This is a genomic window from Pseudomonadota bacterium (assembly GCA_016711215.1).
Taxonomy (GTDB): domain Bacteria; phylum Myxococcota_A; class Polyangia.
On sequence record JADJTL010000003.1, the window covers coordinates 469,211 to 489,763 of the forward strand.

Genomic DNA, 20,553 nt, shown 5'->3' on the forward strand with positions numbered 1-20,553 from the left:
GCTCAGCTCCGCCGCTGTCGCTTGGCGCGACCCCGCTTCTGTAGCCGATCGAAAAGCCCGACGTGGCGTGGGGCCAGGCCCTCCGCGCCGAGCTGCTCGGCCAGCTCGCGCAGCAGCTGCTCGGTCTTCTCCTCGACCTTGGCCGGCACCCCGATCGTCAGTCGGACCAGCTGGTCGCCGCGCCCCGAGCGGTGCAGGTGGGGCGCCCCCTGGCCGTGCAGCACGACCACCTCGCCGGGCTGCGTCCCCGGCTTGATCTGGATCTCGATCTCGCCCTCGACCACGGGCACCTTCACCCGCCCACCGAGCACGGCCACGGGAAAGGTGATCGGCACCTCGACATAGAGGTTCGCGCCGTCGCGCTCGAGGTGCTGATGCGCGGCGACGTGCATGTGGACATAGAGGTTGCCCGGCAGGCCCCCCGTCGGCGGCAGATCGCCCTTGCCGGAGAGGCGCAGCGTTTGACCGTCCTCGACACCCGCCGGAATCGAGACCTGCAGCGAATCGTCGACCTCCTGCAGGCCCGCGCCGCCGCAGGTCTTGCACGGGTCGCTGATTACGCTGCCCTCCCCGTGGCAGGTCGGACAGCCGGCGCTGATCATGAAGAAGCCCTGGGCGTGCATGACCTGGCCCTTGCCCCTGCAGGTCGGGCAGGTCGCCGGCCGCGTCCCGGGCGCCGCGCCGCTCCCGCGGCAGTCCGTACAGGGCTCGCGCCGCTGCACCTTCAGGTCCTTGCGACAGCCCTCGATCGCCTCGATGAAGCTCAGGTCGAGGTCGACCTCGCGGTCGGAGCCACGCGCGCGCTGCTGGCTCGCGCCGCCGAAGCCCATCCCGAACATGTCGCCGAAGATGTCGCGGAAGGAGGCGAAGACATCGTCGACGCTGTTGAAGCCGCCGAAGCCCGCGCGCCGCGGACCCTCGGGCCCGAAGCGATCATAGAGCTGACGCTTCTCGGGATCGGCGAGCACCTCGAAGGCGTTCGAGATCTCCTTGAAGCGCTCCTCGGCCTCCTTGTCGCCCGGATTGCGATCCGGGTGGTACTTGAGGGCCTGCTTGCGGTAGGCCTTCTTGACCTCGTCGGCCGCGGCCTCGCGTCCAACGCCCAGCAGCTCGTAATAGTCTGTTGCCATCTTGATTCTTTGTGTAGGAGACCGCCGAGCGGTCGAGGGGCGGCGCCAGCGAGCGCGGAAGGTATGCACCGCGACCGGGTGTGTCAAGGCGCGAGCGGGCTTGACAGCGCGCGCGGGGACCCGTAAGAGCTGATCTCTACTGGCCAATGGAGTCCCGCTGCCATGCCTGCACGACCCGAGCTCCTCTATGACAAGCGCCTGACCGACCGCTTCATCCAGCGCGGCGATCTGTCGCGAGAAGATCTACGCAAGCACCTCGCCGCCTTGCCGGACGTCGCGGGCAAGGGAGAACCGCTCCCGCCGCCCGGCGAGGCGCCCCAGGCCCCCGCCGCCGACTAGCCCGCGAGCCAATGGAACGAGCCCGATGAGCGACGATCCTAGCTTCACGATTCGGGATAGGCGTCATTCCGCCGACGACGCTGATCGGGTCAACGATCGGACCGACGATTGGGCCGACGATCGGGTCGACGATCGGGCCGACGCGAGCGCGCCGGGGGCCGGCCCCGCGCTCCCCGCGGTCGATTTCTCGACCTTCCTGCTCTCCCTCGGCACCTCGGCCCTGGTCCACCTGGGCGAGGCGCCGACGCCGGAGGATCAGCTTCAGCGTAATCTGCCGCTGGCCCAGCAGGTGATCGACATCCTCGCGCTGATCAGCACCAAGACCCGGGGCAACCTCGACGCCGACGAGGCCAAGCTGCTCGAGGAGCTCCTCTACGACCTGCGCCTGCGCTACGTCAACGCCGCGCGCTGACGCTCGTGGACCTCCAGTCGCTCAATGCGCCGCAGCGGGCGGCCGTCCTCCACGACGGCGGGCCGCTGCTGGTGCTCGCCGGCGCCGGCAGCGGCAAGACGCGCGTGATCACCCATCGGATCGCGCGCGTGGTCCTGGGTGGCATCGACCCGGCGCGGGTGATGGCCGTGACCTTCACCAACAAGGCCGCGGGCGAGATGCGCCACCGCGCCGAAGGCCTGATCGGGCGCGGCGCCCAGGCGGCCTGGATCGGCACCTTCCACGCCATCTGTGCCCGGCTCCTGCGCCAGCACGGGCAGGCCATCGGTCTCAAGCAGTCGTTCCAGATCTACGATGGCGCCGACCAACGCGCGCTCGTCGTGCAGGTGATGCGCGCGATCAAGCTGCCCGAGCGCCTCTTCGTTCCGGCCGAGATCTTGGGGCGGATCGACCGCGCCAAGAACGAGGGGTTGTTCCCGCGCGACTTCCGCGCTGGCGATTTCGTCAGCGACGTGGTGGCCAAGGTCTACCCGGCCTACGAGGCCCGGCTGCAAGCGGCCAACGCGGTGGACTTCGGCGGGCTGCTGCTGCGGACGCTCGAGCTCTTGCGCCAGGAGACCGCGCTGGCCGAGTCCTTGGCCGAGCGCTTTGCGCACCTGCTGGTCGACGAGTTCCAGGACACCAACCATGTCCAGTACGAGCTGGTGCGGCTGCTCAGCGCGCGCCATCGTAATCTCTGCGTGGTCGGCGACGACGACCAGTCGATCTACAGCTGGCGCGGCGCCGATATCCGCAACATCCTCGACTTCGAGCGCGATCACGCCGACGCCGCGATCGTCACGCTCGAGCAGAACTACCGCTCGACCCAGACGATCCTCGATGCGGCCTCAGCGATCATCGCCCGCAATCCGGAGCGCCGACCGAAGCGGCTCTGGACCGACGCCGGCCCGGGATCGCCGATCACCTATGCCCCCTGCGAGGACGAGCGCAGCGAAGCCGCCTTCGTCGCCCACACCATCGCGCGGCTGCGCCGCGAGCGGGAGCTGCCCTACGATCAATGCGCCGTCTTCTACCGCACCCACGCCCAATCGCGGGTGCTCGAGGAGGCGCTGCGCGCGATCCGCCCCTCGATTCCCCATGTCGTGGTCGGCGGCGTGCGCTTCTACGATCGCGCCGAGGTCAAGGACGTGCTGGCCTACCTGCGCCTGCTGGCCAATCCGAGCGACGACCTCGCGCTCCAGCGCATCATCAACGAGCCCCCGCGCGGCATCGGCAGCGCGACGCTGGCGAAGCTGAGCGAGGAGGCGCGCGCGAGCGGCAGCTCGGCGCTGGCCGCCGCGCGTGCCTGCGCCGCCGGCGCCGGCGCGCTGAGCAGCGGCCCGCGCGCCAAGCTGACGGCCTTCTGCACGCTGGTCGACGAGCTCAGCGCCGAGGCGCCGACCCTGCTCCCGTCCACGCTCGCCGAGCTGGTGATCGAACGGACCGGATACGGCGACCGCCTCGCCAGCGACCCGAGCCCCGACGGCGAAGCTCGGGCCGAGAACCTGCTCGAGCTGATCGGCAGCCTGCGGGCCTACGAGCAGCACAGCGAGGCCCCCAGCTTGACCGGCTTCCTCGAGCAGGCCGCGCTCGCCGGCGACCTCGACGAGACGCCGGCCGAGCACGGCGCGGTGACGCTGATGACCGTGCATGGCGCCAAGGGGCTCGAGTTCGCCCACGTCTTCATCATCGGGCTCGAGCGCGGCGTCTTTCCGCACGCGCGCTCGCTCGACGACCCGCAACAACTCGAGGAGGAGCGCCGGCTGGCCTACGTGGCGGTGACCCGCGCCCGCCAGCAGCTCTACCTCTGCCACGCTCGCCGCCGCTGGCTCTTTGGCCAGCAGCAGGTCAACGCCCCCTCGGAGTTCCTGACCGACGTGCCGGCGCGGCTGCTGCGCACCGATGCGGCCTGGGCCGGTCAAGCGCCGTCGCGCGCCCCCGAGGGCGCGAGCTACGGAAATGGCGCGCGCGGCCGCGCGCGCAGCTTCGCCCGCCCCGCCGAGCGCTCGGCGAGCCAGCCGGCAGAAGAGCGCTGGGTCGACTGCGACGACGGCTTCGATCAATCGGCCGCGGGCGGCGACGATCTGAGCTGCGACTTCCGCATCGGCATGCGCGTGCGCCATGTGAAGTTCGGGGTCGGGAGCATCCGGATGATTCGGGGCACGCCGCCGAACCTCAACCTGACCATTCACTTCGCCGAGGTCGGACCGCGAACGATTCGCAGCGAGTTCGTCCAGCCGCTCTGAGCGACCCGCCCTCGGGGCCCCCCGCGCGGCGCGCCGGGCTCAGACCAGCTCGACCACGGCCACCAGCGGACCAAGGGCGATCTTGTCGCCAGCGTTGAGCGCCTGTCGGGCGCTCAGCGGGCTATCGTTGACCCGCAGGACACCGGCCGCGCTTTGACCCGGATCGATGGTGAAGCCCTCGGCGCCACGCACGATGCGCGCCGCCGTGCCGGCGACGGTCCTGGGGCCAAGGGTCAGCGCGTGATCGAGCGCCAGGCCCTCCCCGACCTCGACCTGCACCGTCTGGCCGCCGAGGTTGACCACCAGCCGCGCCTCGCGCAGCAGCGCCACCGTCGGCGCCACGGCGCGCCGCGCCCGCGGCACCTCCCCGACGGCCCCCTCGGGCGGCCGCGCGACCTCCTGAATCGTCACGCGCGGCGCATGACGCGCGCCGCGCGCCGCCGGCTCGCGGGCCGTCGGATCCGGCTCCACCGTGAACCTCAGCTCATAGGGTCCCACCCGCACCAGGTCGCCGCTCTGCAGCACGGTCGGCGCATCGACGCGCTGCAGGTTGAGGAAGGTGCCGTTGGCGCTCTTCAGGTCCTCGAGCCAGTAGCTCGCCTCGCGCCGCCAGACGCGGGCATGGCGCCGCGAGACGCGGCCGTCAGAAAGCGCCAGCTCGCCGCCGCGCCCGATCACCAGCTCGTCGGCGAGCATCACGCTGCGCTCGCCCTCTTCCCCTGGCAGTAGCTGCAGGCGGCCCCATTGCCGCTGGTGACGCGGGGCCGTCGTCGCGTTGCCAGCGTCGTCGCTCGGCGCTCCGGCGCGTGCCGGCGCGGCGGCCTGCTGCTCGCTCGAGATCAGCGAGTGTTCGTGGGTCACGAAGTCCTCACCCTTCATCGGGTCCGCCGGCCGCGCCTCGGCACGCCGGCGCGCCGGCGCCGTCGTGACCTGTGCCTCGTCCGCCAGCGCGTCGCTGACCAGCTCGCCGAGCTGGCGGGCCACGAAATGCGGATCACGCTGATGCAGCGCTTCGGCGAGCGCGGCGCCGAGCTCGGTCGCCGTCTGATAGCGCTGCGCCGGATCGCGGGCGACCGCCTTGAGCACCAAGGGGTCGAAGTCCGCGCCCAGCGCCGGCTGGGCCGCGGAGGGCGCCGGGATCTCGGCGCGCCGCACCTGTTGCAGCAGCTTGATCGGATCGCTCTCGAGATAGAGCGAGCGGCCCGTCAGGGCCTCGTAGAGCACGACGCCGGCGCTGAAGATGTCGCTGCGCGCGTCGACTTTTTCGCCCCAGGCCTGCTCGGGCGACATGTAGCCCAGCTTGCCCTTGAGCGCCCCGGCGCGCGTCTGGCTGGTGATGTTGACCACCTTGGCGATGCCGAAGTCGGCGATCTTCACCTCCCCATAGCGCGAGAGCAGGATGTTCTGCGGGCTGATGTCGCGGTGGATCACCCCCGGCGGATGACCCGAGGGCGCGCCCGGTCCGTGCGCGTAGGCCAGACCGCTGGCAACCGCCTGGGTGATGTAGAGCGCCGCCGCGACCGGCAGCATGCGCTGTCGCGCGCTGCAGCGGCGCAGCAACTGGAAGAAGTCAGCGCCGTCGACGTACTCCATCGCGATCAGGTAGGTGCCGTCGATCAGGGCGAGATCGAAGATCTTGAGGATGTTGGCGTGAGTCAGGCCGACGGCGATCTTGGCCTCGGCGACCAACATCCGCGTGAAGGCGGCATCGCGGGCCAGCTCGGGCAGGATGACCTTCAGCGCGACCTGCTTCTCGAAGCCCGCCAGGCCGCGCATCCGCGCGAGATAGATCTCCGCCATGCCACCGCTGGCGATCAGGCGCTCGATGAAATAGGGACCGAGCGCCGTTTGCAGCGGCAGGCTCGAGTGAGACGGGCGTCCGGTGGGCATGCCCGCCTAGTATCGGCCAGTGCGCCCGACAGGTCCAGCCGCGGGCTGGCTCAACGCAGCGCGTCGAGCGAGACCTCGAAGACGGCGACGGGCTGGGTCAGCCTCGCGCGCTCGAGCACCTCCGGATGCAGCTCGCCGATCGACCCGACCGCGCGCCGCTCGCTGCCCCGCTGCGCGACCGCCCGGGCGCCGCGACCGGCGATGAAACAAGGCGTCGCGTCGGGCTCGGTGACGAGCGCCCAGCCCAGCTCGCGCAGCAGCGCCTCGCAGGTCGAGCGCAGCTCGGCGTAGTCCGCCCGTGGGCCGCAGCTCGCGGCCGCGACCCTGCGCGTCTCGAGCGCCCCCGTCTCGAGCGCCGCGACGCAGCGCGAGACCTTCCCGACCTCGAAGATCCGCTGCGGCATCGCGTGGTCGGTGTTGGCGCTGAGGGTATCGATCAGGCCCGGGATCAGCGAGGTGCGCAGCATCGTCTGCTCGTGACTGATCGGATTGGCGAGCAAGATGCGCTCGGGATCGACGGGCAGGCGCAGGGCCTCGTACTGCTGCGCCTCGGAGGAGAGCAGCAGGGTCAGCACCTCGAAGTATCCGAGCCCCTGCAGCGCCTGGCGCGCCTGCGCAGCGCTGCGCTCGATCGGCTGCTCGCTGCCCGCGGTCATGGCGACGGTGAGCCGGGGCACGATGTTGTGGTAGCCGTAGGCGATCGCCGCGTCCTCGATCAGATCGACCGGGTGCAGGATGTCGTTGCGGTAGGCCGGGACCTCCACCTCGAGCGCCGTGACCTCGGGCGAGCCCGCCTGCCCGGCGGCAGCGCCGGCGGCAGCCACACGATGCCCCATCCGCCGCAGCAGCCCGGCCAGCGTCGCGGCGTCCAGCGCGACCCCGATGCGGCGCGCGGCCAGCGCCACATCGAGCATGACCCGCTGCGGCGTGAGGTCCGGCGTGACGACGCTGCGACCCTGATAATCGATCGTCACCTGCTCCAGCGTCAGCGCCGGGCCGCCCAGCTCGCCCAGGCTCGTGACCATGATGTTCAGCGCGCGGTTGATCAGGCGCTCGTCGGTGCCGGTGACGTCGATGACGAAGTTGCGCGTCGCCCGCGTCACCCGCGTCGGCTCGCTGTTGATGATCGGCGGCAGGCTCAGCACCTGCCCGGCGCCGTCGCAGAGCAGCGGGTAGCGCGCGCGCCCCTCGAGCAACCAGGCATAGGCGCGGCCCTTCGGATGCTCAGCGAGAATCGCCCGCGGCGTCAGCGCGCTGGCGGGCGCCGCCACGTCATAGCCGAGCGGGATGAAGCGCAGCTCGTCCGGCCCGACGGTGCGATAGACCAGCCCGCTCGCGTCGAGCGTATCGAGGTCGTAGACGCCGATCGAGGCGTGCTTGCGATCGCGACCGAGCGCCCAATGCAGGTTCTCCTGCAGCTTCATCACCGTCTTGATCAGGTCGTTGTCGAGCGCCAGGCCACGCACGACCGCGCAGGCGATGAAGGGCCGGTGGCTCTCCGGCTGCGCCACGCTCGGGTCGACGCGCACGCGCAGTCGCGGCGGCGCCAGCGTATAGCGCGCCGGCTCCTCGCTCTCGCCGAGGTAGTGCCGCAGCACCCGCGCCAAGCCGCCGGGCTCGAACATGTCCGGCCGCACGGCGAGCAGCTCCATCCGGATCACCTCGGTCGTCCCCAGCGCGCTGAGCAGGGCCGGCAGCGCGCGGAAGTCGGCCCCGCAGCGATCGCAGAGCACGGGCGGATGCTCGGTCTCGGTGATCTCGAGGATGTTGTCGCAGCGGCTGCAGCCGAAGCGTCGCAGCGTCGCATAGCCCTCGACGTCGCAGCCGAGCTGTTGCAGCTGCTCGACGAGCTGCTGCGGCTCGAGCGGCGTGGCCACCCGCTGCCGCAGCAGGTGCAGCGGAATTCCGATTACCGGCATAGCGCCGCCTCCTCGAGCCAGGCCAGCCGCGCACGGTAGAGCTCGCCGATGCTGGCGACGCCATAGCGGAACATCGCCAGGCGCTCGAGGCCGAGGCCCCAGGCCAGCACGGGCGCCTGGCAGCCCAGCGGCTGCGTGACCTCGGGACGAAAGATCCCGGCGCCGCCCATCTCGACCCAATCCTGCTTCGACTCGAGCCAGACGAAGACCTCGACGCTCGGCTCCGTATAGGGGAAGAAGCCCGGCCGGAACTGGAAGCGCTCGAAGCCCATCTTGCGATAGAAGGCCTGCAAGGTGCCGAGCAGGGTGGCGAAGCTCGCCTGCTCGTCGACGATGATGCCGTCGACCTGGTGGAAGACGGGCAGATGCTTGTAATCCACCGTCTCGCGGCGAAACACCGGACCGACGCAGAAGACCTTGCGCGGCGCGCGCGGGTCGGCGGCGAGCGCGCGGATCGTCGCCGCGGTGGTATGCGTGCGCAGCAGCGGACGCCGCGCCAGCTCGGGATCCCAGCGGTAGCGCCAGCCGATCGAGCCGCTCTCGCCGCCGTCCTCGTGGGTGCGCGCGACCCTGCGCACCAGCGCCTCCTCGGGCAGGGCGCAGCGCGCCGGCGCCGCCACGTAGAAGGTGTCTTGCATGTCACGCGCGGGATGGTCCTGCGGCGAGAAGAGCGCGTCGAAGTCCCAGAACGCCGACTCGACGAAGGCGCTGTCGATCTCGTCGAAGCCGAGCTCGAGGAAGACGCGCCGCGTCTGCTCGAAGATCCGCACCAGCGGATGCGACTTGCCGGGGTGCAGCGCCGGCCCGGGCAGCGTCACGTCGTAGGGCCGCAGCTCGACCTCGCGCCAGCCGCCGTTGCGCAAGAGCTCGGCGTTGAGCTGGTTGATCGCCGAGCGCGCCGCGATCCCGCGCGTGACCAGCGCGCGTCCCGCTGCCGCCAACGCCACGCGGCGGGTCGTGCGCTCGCGCTCCTCGAGCAGCCCGCTGCGGCCCTCGAGCAGGCGCCGCGCCGCCGCGAAGTCGATTCCGCGCGCGCGCAGCGCCTCTTCGGTCGCAGTGCCCAGCTCGACCAGCGCCGCCAGCAGGGCCTCGTCCGCCGCGGGCGGCGCGCTGAGGGCCGCGCGGCCCGCCGCGCATAGCGCCAGCGCGGGTCCTTGTTGCTCGGCCCAACCCCGATGCTTGAGCCAGCGCAGCGCCTGACCGACCTCTTTCTGCGGCAGGCCCGTCTGCTCGGGCAGGGATTGCAGCGTCGCCTGGCCGCCCGCGCGCGCCAGCGCCTCGATCACCGCGCGCTCCGGCAAGGGGCGCCCGACCAGCGCCTTGCCCTTGGCACCGAGCTTGAGCTCGAGATAGCGCTCCTCCTCGACCGCGACCTCGCCCGCCAGCGCGCGCGTCAGACAGACCGCGGCGACCTGCGCCTGATCGAGGCCGAGGCGCAGCGCCAGCGCGTCGATCGCCACGGGCTCCGTCGTCGCGGCGAGCGCGCTCAGCACGCGGTAGTCGAGCTCGGGAAGCTGCACCATCGCAAGCACACTCCTTGGGCAGCGCGGCGCCGCGTTACATCTCTTCCAGCACGGCGATGCCGAGCAGGCCGAGACCGGCCTTCACCGTATGGCCCACCGCCGCCACCAGCATCAGGCGCGCGGCGCGCAGCTCGGCGTCGTCGCAGGTGGCGATCGGATGATTCGCCTTGTCGGTGAAGATGAAGGCGAAGCGCTTGCAAAGGTCGAAGAGGTACTCGGCGAGGCGCGACGGGTCGCAGCTCTCGGCGGCGCGCAGCACGAGCGCCGGCCACTGCGCCAGGCGCCGCACCAGGTCGAGCTCCTGCGGCGTCTGCAGCCGCGCGGCCGCCGCCGCCTCGAAGCCAGGCTCGCCGCCCCCGACCTTACGCACCAGCGAGCGCGTGCGCGCGTAGTTGAAGAGGCAATAGGGCCCCGTCTGGCCGAGGAAGTCGATGCTCGCGCGCGGGTCGTACTCGAAGGCGCTGCGCGGCGAGTACTTGAGCAAGAAGTACTTGAGCGCGGCCATGCCGATGTGCTCGGCGCGACGCTCGAGCTCGGCCTCGCTCAGGTCGGCCGTATGCGCCTTGCCCTCCGCCACGCGCGCCTCGGTCTCGGCGCGGGCCAGCCGGTGCATCTCGTCCATCAGGTCATCGGCGTCGACGACCGTCCCCTCACGGCTCTTCATCCGCCCCTCGGGCAGGCGGATCATCCCGTAGGAGAGATGCCGGCAGCGCTCCGCCAGCCCGGGCCGCAGCAAGCCGAGGATCTTGAAGAGCACGTCGAAGTGGTAGTTCTGCTCGTCGCCGACCACGTAGACCAGCACCGCCGGCTGGAGCTGGTCGACGCGCTCGACCGCGGTGCCGAGATCCTGGGTCATGTAGACGCTGGTGCCGTCGCTGCGCAGCAGCACCTTCTCGCCGCTCAGCCCCACCTGCGCCAGATCGCAGATCACGGCCCCGTCGGCCCGGCGCTGCATCACCCCGCGATCGAGCCCCTCCTGCACCAGCCGCTTGCCGAGCTTGTAGGTCTCGCTCTCGTACTGGATCAGCTCGAAGCCGACGCCCATCCGCGCGTAGGTCGCCTGAAAGCCGGCGAGCACCCAGTCGTTCATTCGACGCCAGAGCGCGAGGACCTCGGGGTCGCCCTGCTCCCAGCGCAGCAGCAGCTCGCGCACCTGCGCGCCGAGGACCGAGTCCTGGTTGAAGTAGTCGTCCTTGTAGCCGGCGAAGAAGGCCTGCGCCGCGCTGGCCACGCGGCCCTCGCCGCTGCCGACCCAGCCCTGCAGGCGCGCGGCCGCCGCCGGGGTCTGCTGCCAGGCCAGGTACTCCTCGCTCAGCCGCCGCTCGAAGCGCACGTAGCAGTCGCCGACCAAGCGGTCGCCCTTCTGCCCCGCGCTCTGCGGGTCGCTGCCCGCGCCCCAGAGCTGGTAGGCCAGCATCGACTTGCAGATGTGCACGCCGCGGTCGTTGACCAGGTTGACCCGCGTGACGCGATGGCCGACGAAGCGCAGCAGCGCGGCCACCGCCGCCCCGAGCAGGTTGTTGCGCAGATGCCCGAGGTGCAGCGGCTTGTTGGTGTTGGGCGAGGAGTACTCGATCAGCCAATGCTGCGGCGCCGCCGCGCCCTCCGCGCCGAAGCGCGCGCCCTGGCTCAGCGCCTGCCGCAGCACCACCTGGACCAGCGTCGCCTCGTGCAGCTTGAGGTTGACGTAGCCCTTGTCGTCGCTCGCCGCGGCGATCACCGCGTCGGGCGTCAGCGCCGCGGCCACCTCGCGGGCGATCTGCGGCGGCGCCCGGCGCAGCACGCGCGCCAGCGCAAAACACGGGAAGCCCAGGTCGCCCTGCTCGGGCTGCGGCGGCGCCACCAGCTCGAAGGCGACGCCCGGCGCCCCCACCTGGGCCAACGCCGCGGCCACCCGCGCCTGCAGGTGAGCCTCGAGCTCGGCGATCGTCAAGGTGCTGACGTCCATCGGGCGGCGACACTAGTGCAAGATCGCCAACCGTTCAATGCGCCCGCGCGGCCTGTCGAGCCCGGGCGGCCCGGCGAGGAACTGGCCCCCGAGCAGCAAGCCCCCTACGTTTCCCTGCCCGCGCCAAGGAGGCCACCCACCCGATGCCGCGCCACGCGCAGGTCGTGCGCCAATGGAAGCTGCTGCGCCGCCTCGAGCGCGCCGCCCAGGGCCAGAGCGTGGCCGAGCTGGCGGGCGACGAGGTCGCCGCCCAGCGCGCCTGCTACCGCGACCTCGAGGCGCTGCAGGCCGCCGGCTTCCCGCTCTACACCGAGGAGCGCGAGGGCCTGCGGCGCTGGTGTCTGACAGAGGCCTTCCGCAGCCAGCGCGCGATCCCCCTCGCCACCAGCGAGCTGCTCGCCCTGCGCGCCGCCCGCAGCGCCCTGCGCCACTTCGCCCAGACGCCCTTCTTCGAGGGGCTGCAGGCCCTCAGCGACAAGCTCGACGCCCTCCTCGCGCCGGAGCAGCGCCGCTTCGCCGAGCAGATGGACGACATCGTCGTCGGCGACCGCTTCGGCAGCCCCGACCACGGCGCGCTGCGCGAGCTGATCGACACGCTGACCGAGGCCTGCGCCCGACGCGTCACCCTGGCGATCACCTACCGCGCCAGCCGCGGCGACGAGACCACCCGGCGGGTCGATCCCTACAAGCTCTGGCTGCACCGCGGCAGCGCCTACCTGGTGGCCCACTGCCACCTGCGCCAGGCCGTCCGCACCTTCGCCGTCGCGCGCATCGCCGCCGCCCTGCCGACGGACGCGACCTTCGACCGTCCGACGAGCTTCGACTTCGATCGTTTCGTCCACGACCGCTTCCGCATCTGCGGCGACGGCCAGCCCACGCCCGTGACCCTCTGGTTCGCCCCCGAGGTCGCCCGCTACATCCGCGAGCGCACCTGGCACCCGACCCAGCAGCTCACGCCCGCCGCCGACGGCGCCGTCACCCTGACCATGACCGTCGACGGCCTGACCGAGCTCGCCGCCTGGCTCCTGAGCTTCGGCCCCCGCGCCCGCGTCCTCGCCCCCACCACCCTAGCCACCCACCTCCAAACCCAACTCCACGCCGCCCTAGCGGGATACGAGGGCAGGGAGCAGGCGGACGCCAACGCGAGCGCGAGCAAAAAACAGTGAATCGGAGTGACCCCGGATGTCAAAGCAGCGTGGTGAGATGAGCGAGCATCACCCAAAGAACGACGGCAACGATCGCACGATGAGCGGCCGATGACTGATTTCAACACCTGGTTCCGGCGCGTCGTCGGTGAGTCCGTCTCGCCGCACCCCTGGCAATGTACGCTCGCCACGAGAACGGACCCCGCCAGCCGCCTGATTCGCATACCCACGGGCTTGGGAAAGACGCTGGGCGTGCTCGCCGCCTGGTCTTGGCACCGCATCGAGCGTGCCGACGATCGCTGGCCACGCCGGTTGGTCTGGTGTCTGCCGATGCGCGTGCTGGTCGAGCAGACAGAGGCCATCGTGCGAGCGGCGCTAGACCGCACTGACCTGCTCTGGGATACCGCTTCCGACCACACGGGCCGAGTCGGCGTGCACACCCTCATGGGCGGCGCCGAGGCCGACGGTGACTGGAACCTCTTCCCTGAGGCGTGCGCGGTGCTTGTCGGCACGCAGGACATGTTGCTCTCCCGCGCGTTGAACCGCGGCTACGCCACTGGGCGCGCGCGCTGGCCCTTCGAGTTCGGATTGCTCAGTCACGATGCGCTATGGGTGATGGACGAGGTCCAGCTGATGGACGTTGGGCTGGCCACCAGTGCTCAGCTCCAGGCCTTTCACGACGAAGACGCGCCGAAGGGACTGCGGCCGCGAAGCACCTGGTGGATGAGCGCAACCTTGCAGCCCGACTGGCTGGAGAGCGTCGACACGGCGCCCCGACACAGCGAATGGGTTCGCGACCCCTGCGTCGTACCAGCGGACCAGCGCACGGGTGATGCATGGTCGATCACGAAGCAGCTTCAGCTGGCCACCCTTGCGCGGCAGGACGCGGAGTCCTTCGCTCGCCTCGTGCTAGACGAGCATGCGCAGCTGATCGACGGCGTTAACGGCCGCATCACCCTGGTTGTCTGCAATACCGTGGACCGCGCCTGCCAGACCTTCGCGTGCCTGCGCGAGCGGGCCCCCGCGCAACCTGTCGAGCTCATTCACAGCCGCTTTCGCGGCGCCGAGCGCGCGAGGTGGCGCCAGCGCTTCCTCAGCCGCGCCGCCTGTACGCCCGGCAATAACCGCATCATTGTCGCGACGCAGGTCGTCGAAGCGGGGGTCGATATCTCCGCCGGGTGCATCGTCACGGACCTCGCACCGTGGCCCAGCCTGGTGCAGCGCTTCGGTCGCTGTGCTCGCTACGGTGGACGGGGCACGGTGGTCGTCGTCGATCGCGGGCGCGACGCGCTCGCCGCACCACCCTACTCCAGTGCAGAACTTGAGGCGGCCTGGGACGCGATCCAAGGGCTCAGCAGCGCCGAGGTCGGCATCGCCGCGCTGGAGCTCTTCGAAGAGCACCTGCCTGAGAACGTCCGCGCGCGACTCTACCCATACGAGCCCCAGCACCTCCTGCTCCGCCGCGAATTCGAAGAGCTCTTCGACACGACACCCGATCTCACAGGTGGCGAGCTGGACATCAGCCGCTTCATCCGGGCCGGCACGGAAAAAGACGTGCTCGTGTTCTGGACCGACGCACCTCCCGGCAAGAAGGGCAGGCCTGGATCGACACCACCGCCGGAGCGCCAGCCGAGCCGCGCCGAGCTGTGCGCCGTGCCCTTCCTCACGGCACGCGACTGGCTCTGCGGCAAGGAATCGGGCAAGAGTCGCAAACCACGGCTCCGCCCCGGTGTCAGAGCCTGGACGTGGGACTGGATCGACGGCGAGTGGGTGGTCGCCGACCGCGCAATGCTGACGCCGGGTCGCCTGGTCTGCGTCGCAAGCGACGCCGGCGGCTACAGCGTCGAGCGCGGCTTTGACCCGACCTCGCGCGCTCCTGTGCCTCCGGTGCCACCTCCTCCCTTAGCAGCACGACCCAGCGCCCAGCTCGACGCGGACAGGCGCGGTGACAGCGAGAGCCTGAGCGTCGCCGCGTGGAAGACCATCGCCTGTCACAGTCGCGAGGTTGTCGAAATCGCCGAGGGCATCGCCCGGGCGGTGGGCCTGCGTAGTGACCTGCGCCGAGTCCTCGAGCTCGCTGGCCAGTGGCACGATCTGGGCAAGGCACACCCGGCCTTTCAGGGGGCCATCCGCCACGAGCAGCGTCCCGCTCGCCAGGATCTCGCCAAGGCGCCGAGAAGCGCGTGGCCCAAGCCGCCCAAGACCTACCGCACGAGCGACGACCGCGATCTCAGACCGGGGCTGCGGCACGAGCTGGCGAGCGCCCTCGCGCTCTTCGCCGTTCTCAGACGTCACGCCCCGCTGCACGAAGCCCTGCTCGGTCCCTGGCGCGAAGCGCTGCCGCTCCTGGGTCAAGCGCTTCCTGAGGCCTCTGCGCCCACCCCACCCACACCAGGCGAACAAGCCGTGCTCGACTGCTCGGCCGAGGATTTCGATCTGCTGGCCTACCTGGTCGCGTGCCATCACGGAAAGGTTCGCGTCGCGCTCCATGCGGGACCCAAAGACCAAGACTACCGGGCAACCGATGATGGGCACGGGCTGCCTATTCGCGGCGTGCGGGAGGGCGACGTGCTGCCCTCGCTCGCCGCCGTGGAGGACCCTGGAGGCCCGCCGCTGACACCGCTGACGCTCACCCTCGAACCCGCCGCGCTCGGCTTGTCCGCGGTAACTGGTCGCAGCTGGCGCGAACGAACGCTGGGGCTCATAGCGCGCCTAGGCCCGGGGGCACTGGCTTGGCTGGAAGGGCTGTTGATGGCGGCCGACCGCCGGGCCTCCGCGCGAACCACCGCGGACCCGATCTTCGCGCCGCACCAGGAGCCACCCCGATGACGCTCCACCTGCACCATCTCGCCGGCTGCACCCCCGCGCCGCTGGCGTACTACCTTAAGGCACTCGGGATCCTGCGCGTCCTGGCCGAGCAAACGCCCGACTCGCAGGCCCGCGGCTGGTGGCAAGATGAGCACTTCTGCCTGCTGAGCACGCTCGAGCGCGCCGAGCTGGAGCGCTTTCTGCTCACAGGCTATGCGCCAACGGCCTTTGTTTCCCCCTGGAACAAGGGTTCAGGCTTCTACAGGCAGGACGACCCCGCGCTGGATCCCATCGAGCGATCGACTGCCGCCCGCTTCGCACCCTTCCGCGCGGGTATCGCGGCGGCCCGCGGTCCCCTCGCCCAGATCGCCGCTGCCGATGCTGCCATCCGGCAGCTCAAGACCACGACCAAAGTGAAGAAGGGCATGAGCGACGCGGAGAAGCGCACCGCGCGGGCGAGGGAAAGCGACCTCGAGCACAAACGCGAACTCGCTCTTGCCGAAAAAAACTTCAAGGCGCTCAAGGCCGAGCTCTTCACTCCCTTCCTCCGGTCCTGGCGCGGCCCGCACCGCCGCTGGCTCGACGCGGCGATGGTGTTGCTCGATGACGGACGCGCAGCCTGGCCCTCGCTGCTCGGCACCGGCGGCTGCGATGGCCGTCTCGACTTCACGAATAACGCGATGCAGCGTCTCGGTGACCTCTTCGACCTGGCCGCGCCTGATGGTCGATGCAAGCCAGCGGCGACCGAACTCCTCGCGCACAGCCTATGGGACACACCCACGGATGGCCTGCTCTGCGGCGCCGCTATCGGCCAGTTCCTGCCCGGTGGCGCGGGAGGCGCCAACAGCAGCAGCGGTCCCGGGGGCGACAGCCTGGTCAACCCGTGGGACTTCATCCTGATGCTTGAGGGCGCCCTGCTCTTCAGTGCGCGATCGACGCGACGCCTCGATCCATTCGCGACGAGCCGAGCCAGCGCCCCCTTCGCCGTTCGAGCGCATGCCGCCGGCCACGGCACGCGGGGGCATGAGAAGGCCGATCGGGGTGAGCAGTGGATGCCCTTGTGGTCCAACCCGACCAGTCTGGCCGACCTGGAGGCAATGATCGGCGAGGCCCGCCTCCAGCTCGGGAGGCAAGTCGCTCACCGCCCGATCGACGTCGCCCGTGCGCTGTCACGCCTCGGCGCGACCCGCGGGATCACTGCGTTCAATCGCTTCGGGTACCTGGAGCGCAATGGCCAATCGAAGATCGCGGTGCCACTGGGACGGCTGGGGGTTTACTCGCGGCCCCGTGCGCATCTGATCGACGATCTCGCCCCCTGGATCGATCGTCTCCAGCGATTGGCCCGGGACCAACATGCGCCCAGACGGCTCGTACTGGCGGAGGGCGGGCTCGCCGACGCCGTTTTTGCGGCTCTGACCCACGACGACGCTCCCCCACGCTGGCAGGCGGTTCTGCTTGCGGCGGGCAGTGTGGAAGCCCTGCAGGCCAGCGGAACGGCGTTCAAGGCCGGACCGCTTCCGCCGCTCGCGCCGGAGTGGATCGTCGCGGCTGATGACGGCACCGTCGAGTGGCGCCTCGCTTGCGCACTGGGCAGCGCCGCTGCCTCGTACGATGCGACACGCCGGCCGCACGACCCGGTTCGGCATCACTGGCTACCGCTCCAGCCCGGCGGCCGTCGCTTCCTGGAGCAAGACAAACACCTGCGGCGCGACTCTCGGGTCGTGATGATGGGTCGCGATCCCGTGGCGGACTTCGGGGCGCTGGTGCAACGGCGGGTGATCGAGGCGGCTCAACACGGCCAGCGCCGGCTGCCTCTCGTGTCGGCGCGCGGATGCGACGCGCATCCCGCGGACCTCGCCGCGCTCCTTGCGGGCGAGGTTGACCTGGAGCGCGTCTCCATACTGGCGCGCTCCCTGATGGCCGTCCGCTGGGAGCGCTGCGCTTCCGCGCCATGCGCGCAGGCGCGCCGCGACCCCTGGCCCGACGAGGCCTGGATCGCCGTTCGCCTCTGCTGCCTGCCGTGGCCGCTGGAGACCCAGCGATCGATCCCCGTCGACGAGGGAACGATTCGCCGCCTCCTCGCCGGCGATGCCGCCGGCGCGGTGGCTCTCGCGCTGCGGCGCCTGCGCAGCGCTGGCCTCCGACCGCCACTACGCGCGGCTTTCGCCGATGCCGCCACGGCGAAGCGCTGGGCCGCCGCCCTCGCCTTTCCAGTCAGCCAGCGCTGCGCGCGTGCGATGGCCCAACGCTTCGATCCCCAGCAGCACAAGGAGCTAACATGAGCATCAATCTCACCGCGCTCGATCAGGCGACGCGCCTGCTCTTCACCGTGCCTCTGCGTCCGATCCAGTCGGACCGCTTCCAGCCGACCGGCTTCCCGAGCCTCGGGGCCGCCACCTACCAGACGAACCAGGGGCCCAAGCTGCTGGTTGAGAGCACCCAGAGCATGGCGAATCGCCTCGAGGCGACCTGCTGGGACTACGCGGCCCACACCCCCGTGCCGGTGCTTCGCGGCACCTCCCATGTGACGGTCACCCGCAATGGGGCCTTCCTCACCGACACGATGCTCGAGGCCCATCGCCTCAACAGCCCCTACATCTTAGAGAACAAGGCCGACGCCTCCTTGGCAAAGAAGCTCAAGGCCGACCTCGGCGGCCTCGAGGAGGGACCGATCAACCGTAAGCTCCTCGCCGCGGTGCTGCTGCGCTACGACATCGGCAGCCTGATCCACGGCGTGTTCCTCGCAAAGAAGGAGCTGGCAGGCGGGCGCCTGCGGGTGGCTCGGGCCCTCTCCGCCTTCATCGAGGCCAGCGGCGTGCGCATCGCGGCCTCCGGTGGCGTCAAGAACGACCACGTAAACCCGTCGGGCGTAACCAAAGATGGCTTCGGCAACGTGCCCTTCGCGCGCGATGAGTTCACAGCCGATCGTATCGACTGCCATATCAACCTCGATCTCGCCCAGCTCCGTGGCTATGGGCTTGGGCCCGAGGCCGAGCGACTCCTGATCCTGCTCGCGCTGCACCGCGTCCGGAAACTACTGGACGGCGATCTTCGGCTGCGCACCGCCTGCGATCTCCAGCGGGTCGAAGACGGTGCGATTGTCGCGACGCGCCCCAACGGCTTCGTGCTCCCGCCCCTGGCCGAGTTCGAAGCAGCCTTAGCCGCGGCCATCGCCGCGTGCGCGCCGCAGATGCTGCAAGAGACCGTCGTCTTCGACGGACCGCTCAAGAAGGGGAAGGACGAGGACACCACCAGCACCGACGAAGATGAAGCGAGTGACGACGCGGAGCACGACGAGCACGGGAGCTGAGCATGCCCACCCTGCTGCTGAGCTTCCCGGGAGGGCGCTACCACGCCACGCCTCCGGGGCACCATGTCAACGAGGGCCTCGTGGAGTGGCCCCCGAGTCCGTGGCGACTGCTTCGCGCCTTGATCGCCTGCGGCTACGCCACTCACCATTGGAGCGAAGTTCCTGCCACCGCGCGCCGCCTGATCGAGGCGCTCGCGAGCACTCTGCCGACTTACCGCTTGCCGCAGGCCAGCGTCGCGCACAGTCGGCACTTCATGCCGCTGGGCACGCTTAAGAATGGCCGCGAGAGCACGACGCTCGTCTACGACACCTGGGCCGAGGTTGGCCAGCAACCGCTCGCCGTGCGCTGGCCCTGTGCTCTCGCTCGCGAAGCACATACGCTCTTCGGCAGCCTGGCCACACAGCTCGGATATCTCGGTCGCAGCGAGAGCTGGGTCGTCGCCAGCGCGATCGGCGACGACGCCACCCTGCCTCCCGGCCAAGACGCCTACCCCCACAGTGGCGATGCTTCGGTCAGCCCCCATTGGGAGCAGGTCTCCTTGCTGGTACCGGAGCTCCCCGAGACCTACGCCGATTGGCGTAAGAGCAGCGTGGCGAATGCCCTCGATGCCCATCCGCTGCCCGACGCCAAGAAGCGGCCATCGAAGAAGCTGCTCAAGGAACGCACGGCGGCTGTTGCCAGCTACCCATCCGATCTGCTCGACTGCCTGCAACGAGACACGGCGTGGTGGAAGGGCCACGGCTGGGGTCAACCGCCCGGTTCGCGCCGCGTGCTCTATTTGCGCCGCAGCGACGCGCTCACCGTCGGCCCTCCCGCCGCCTACACCCGGAGACCAAGCGGTCACGTTGCGGCCATGCTGCTCGCACTCACCACGCCGAGAGGCACTCGCTCTGCCTTGCCAACGCGCGCCCGAACCCTCCCTCAGGGCGAACTCCTGCACCGCGCACTCGTTTCAGTGGCCGCACGCGGTGAGTCTGTCCTTTGTCCTGCGCTCACCGGCCGGGACGAGGGCGGCAAGCTGCTACGAGGCCACCGGCACGCATCGATTCTGCCTACGGACCTCGACCGCGACGGACATCTCGACCACATCCTCGTCCACGCGCCCATGGGGCTCGACCCCAGGGCGCAGCAGGCCATCAGGTCCCTGCGCCGCACGTGGACCAGGGGTGGGGTGGGCGATCTTCAGCTCGCCGTCGCGGGCCAGGGCAGTCTGGCCGACCTGCTCGGGTTGTCTTCGCCCCTCGACGTCGGCATCCGCCAGCTACTTGGACCGACCGGGAGCGCTTCGGCCTGGGTGAGCGAAACGCCCTTTGTGCCCCCGCGCCATCCCAAGCCACGCGGCTCAAGCAGCATCGAGGGCCAGGTGCTCGCCGAGCTTGCATCCCGCGACCTTCCGTCCGCTGAGGTCCGAGTGCTCCCGTGGAACGAGCAGAACCACGCCCTGCGACACGCGGTTCGCGTGCGGCGGCACCCGGCCCATCCGCCGCCGGTCGATGCTGGGTTCGCCATCAGTTTGATCTTCTCCGTGCCGGTCCCAGGCCCCATCTCACTGGGCTACGCTGCTCACTTCGGCCTTGGACAGTTCCGCGCCCTGGAGGTCTAGTTCCTCTGCGGCGGCTACCATGCGCAAGCGCAAAAAGGAAGGCCGCGACGAAGAGCCAGAAGAAGCCGACCGCCCCTCCGTTCGCTCCGCCCACCTCGGCGCCGCGCCCCCAGCGCCACGCCGCCGAGCGAGATGCAAAAGAGAATGCTGAGCAGCAGCTAACTAGCTATTTAGCTCTTGACACAATTTTCCCGCGCGCCGCCCAACAAGGGCCGCGTCGGGCTGCAACGCCCCTCGGCGGGCCTCTGACGTCCGCTGCGC

The 20,553-nt window shown here is 70.5% G+C and carries 13 protein-coding genes; 8 read left to right on the top strand and 5 right to left on the bottom strand.

Annotated elements, in window-relative coordinates; translation table 11 throughout:
- Positions 1-2: 2 nt before the first annotated feature.
- Entirely contained in the window at positions 3-1,130 is a 1,128-nt protein-coding gene (gene dnaJ, locus IPL40_10905; GenBank protein ID MBK8481670.1) for a molecular chaperone DnaJ, read from the bottom strand.
- 162 nt (positions 1,131-1,292) lie between these two features.
- Here dnaJ and IPL40_10910 point away from each other — a divergent pair, with 162 nt between their 5' ends.
- From IPL40_10910 to IPL40_10920, 3 genes are read left to right on the top strand one after another with little or no spacing between them, the layout of a single operon-like run.
- Complete coding sequence (locus IPL40_10910; GenBank protein ID MBK8481671.1) at positions 1,293-1,469, top strand: hypothetical protein; 177 nt, start codon at positions 1,293-1,295, stop codon at positions 1,467-1,469.
- 25 nt (positions 1,470-1,494) lie between these two features.
- Complete coding sequence (locus IPL40_10915) at positions 1,495-1,881, top strand: DUF1844 domain-containing protein (GenBank protein ID MBK8481672.1); 387 nt, start codon at positions 1,495-1,497, stop codon at positions 1,879-1,881.
- 5 nt (positions 1,882-1,886) lie between these two features.
- The gene (locus IPL40_10920; protein MBK8481673.1) at positions 1,887-4,145 is read left to right on the top strand and encodes a UvrD-helicase domain-containing protein; all 2,259 of its coding nucleotides are present in this window, start codon (positions 1,887-1,889) and stop codon (positions 4,143-4,145) included.
- A 39-nt stretch (positions 4,146-4,184) separates the two neighbouring features.
- On the opposite strand, the gene IPL40_10925 is transcribed toward IPL40_10920, so the two are convergent.
- The 4 genes from IPL40_10925 to argS are packed head-to-tail and all read right to left on the bottom strand — an operon-like array spanning position 4,185 to position 11,425.
- The gene (locus IPL40_10925) at positions 4,185-6,035 is read right to left on the bottom strand and encodes a protein kinase (protein ID MBK8481674.1); all 1,851 of its coding nucleotides are present in this window, start codon (positions 6,033-6,035) and stop codon (positions 4,185-4,187) included.
- 50 nt (positions 6,036-6,085) lie between these two features.
- Positions 6,086-7,954, bottom strand: a complete 1,869-nt coding sequence (locus tag IPL40_10930; protein ID MBK8481675.1) for a phenylalanine--tRNA ligase subunit beta — start codon at positions 7,952-7,954, stop codon at positions 6,086-6,088.
- Positions 7,945-9,477: a phenylalanine--tRNA ligase subunit alpha gene (locus tag IPL40_10935; protein ID MBK8481676.1), complete on the bottom strand. Its 1,533-nt coding sequence runs from the start codon at positions 9,475-9,477 to the stop codon at positions 7,945-7,947. The genes IPL40_10930 and IPL40_10935 overlap by 10 nt, the downstream gene beginning before the upstream one ends.
- 34 nt (positions 9,478-9,511) lie before the next feature.
- The gene (argS, locus tag IPL40_10940; GenBank protein ID MBK8481677.1) at positions 9,512-11,425 is read right to left on the bottom strand and encodes an arginine--tRNA ligase; all 1,914 of its coding nucleotides are present in this window, start codon (positions 11,423-11,425) and stop codon (positions 9,512-9,514) included.
- Positions 11,426-11,568: 143 nt separating this feature from the next.
- Between argS and IPL40_10945 the strand changes: the two genes are divergently transcribed.
- The 5 genes from IPL40_10945 to cas5u6u all read left to right on the top strand — a co-directional run bounded on the left by IPL40_10945 (position 11,569) and on the right by cas5u6u (position 20,292).
- Positions 11,569-12,591, top strand: a complete 1,023-nt coding sequence (locus IPL40_10945; protein MBK8481678.1) for a WYL domain-containing protein — start codon at positions 11,569-11,571, stop codon at positions 12,589-12,591.
- Between the two features lie 90 nt (positions 12,592-12,681).
- Entirely contained in the window at positions 12,682-15,399 is a 2,718-nt protein-coding gene (gene cas3 / locus IPL40_10950; GenBank protein ID MBK8481679.1) for a CRISPR-associated helicase Cas3', read from the top strand.
- Complete coding sequence (gene csx17, locus IPL40_10955) at positions 15,396-17,660, top strand: type I-U CRISPR-associated protein Csx17 (protein ID MBK8481680.1); 2,265 nt, start codon at positions 15,396-15,398, stop codon at positions 17,658-17,660. The genes cas3 and csx17 overlap by 4 nt, the downstream gene beginning before the upstream one ends.
- On the top strand, positions 17,657-18,688 hold the full coding sequence (gene cas7u / locus IPL40_10960) for a type I-U CRISPR-associated protein Cas7 (protein MBK8481681.1): 1,032 nt from the start codon (positions 17,657-17,659) through the stop codon (positions 18,686-18,688). Before csx17 ends, cas7u begins: the two co-directional genes overlap by 4 nt.
- A gap of 2 nt (positions 18,689-18,690) precedes the next feature.
- Positions 18,691-20,292, top strand: a complete 1,602-nt coding sequence (gene cas5u6u, locus IPL40_10965) for a type I-U CRISPR-associated protein Cas5/Cas6 (GenBank protein MBK8481682.1) — start codon at positions 18,691-18,693, stop codon at positions 20,290-20,292.
- Positions 20,293-20,553: the final 261 nt, after the last annotated feature.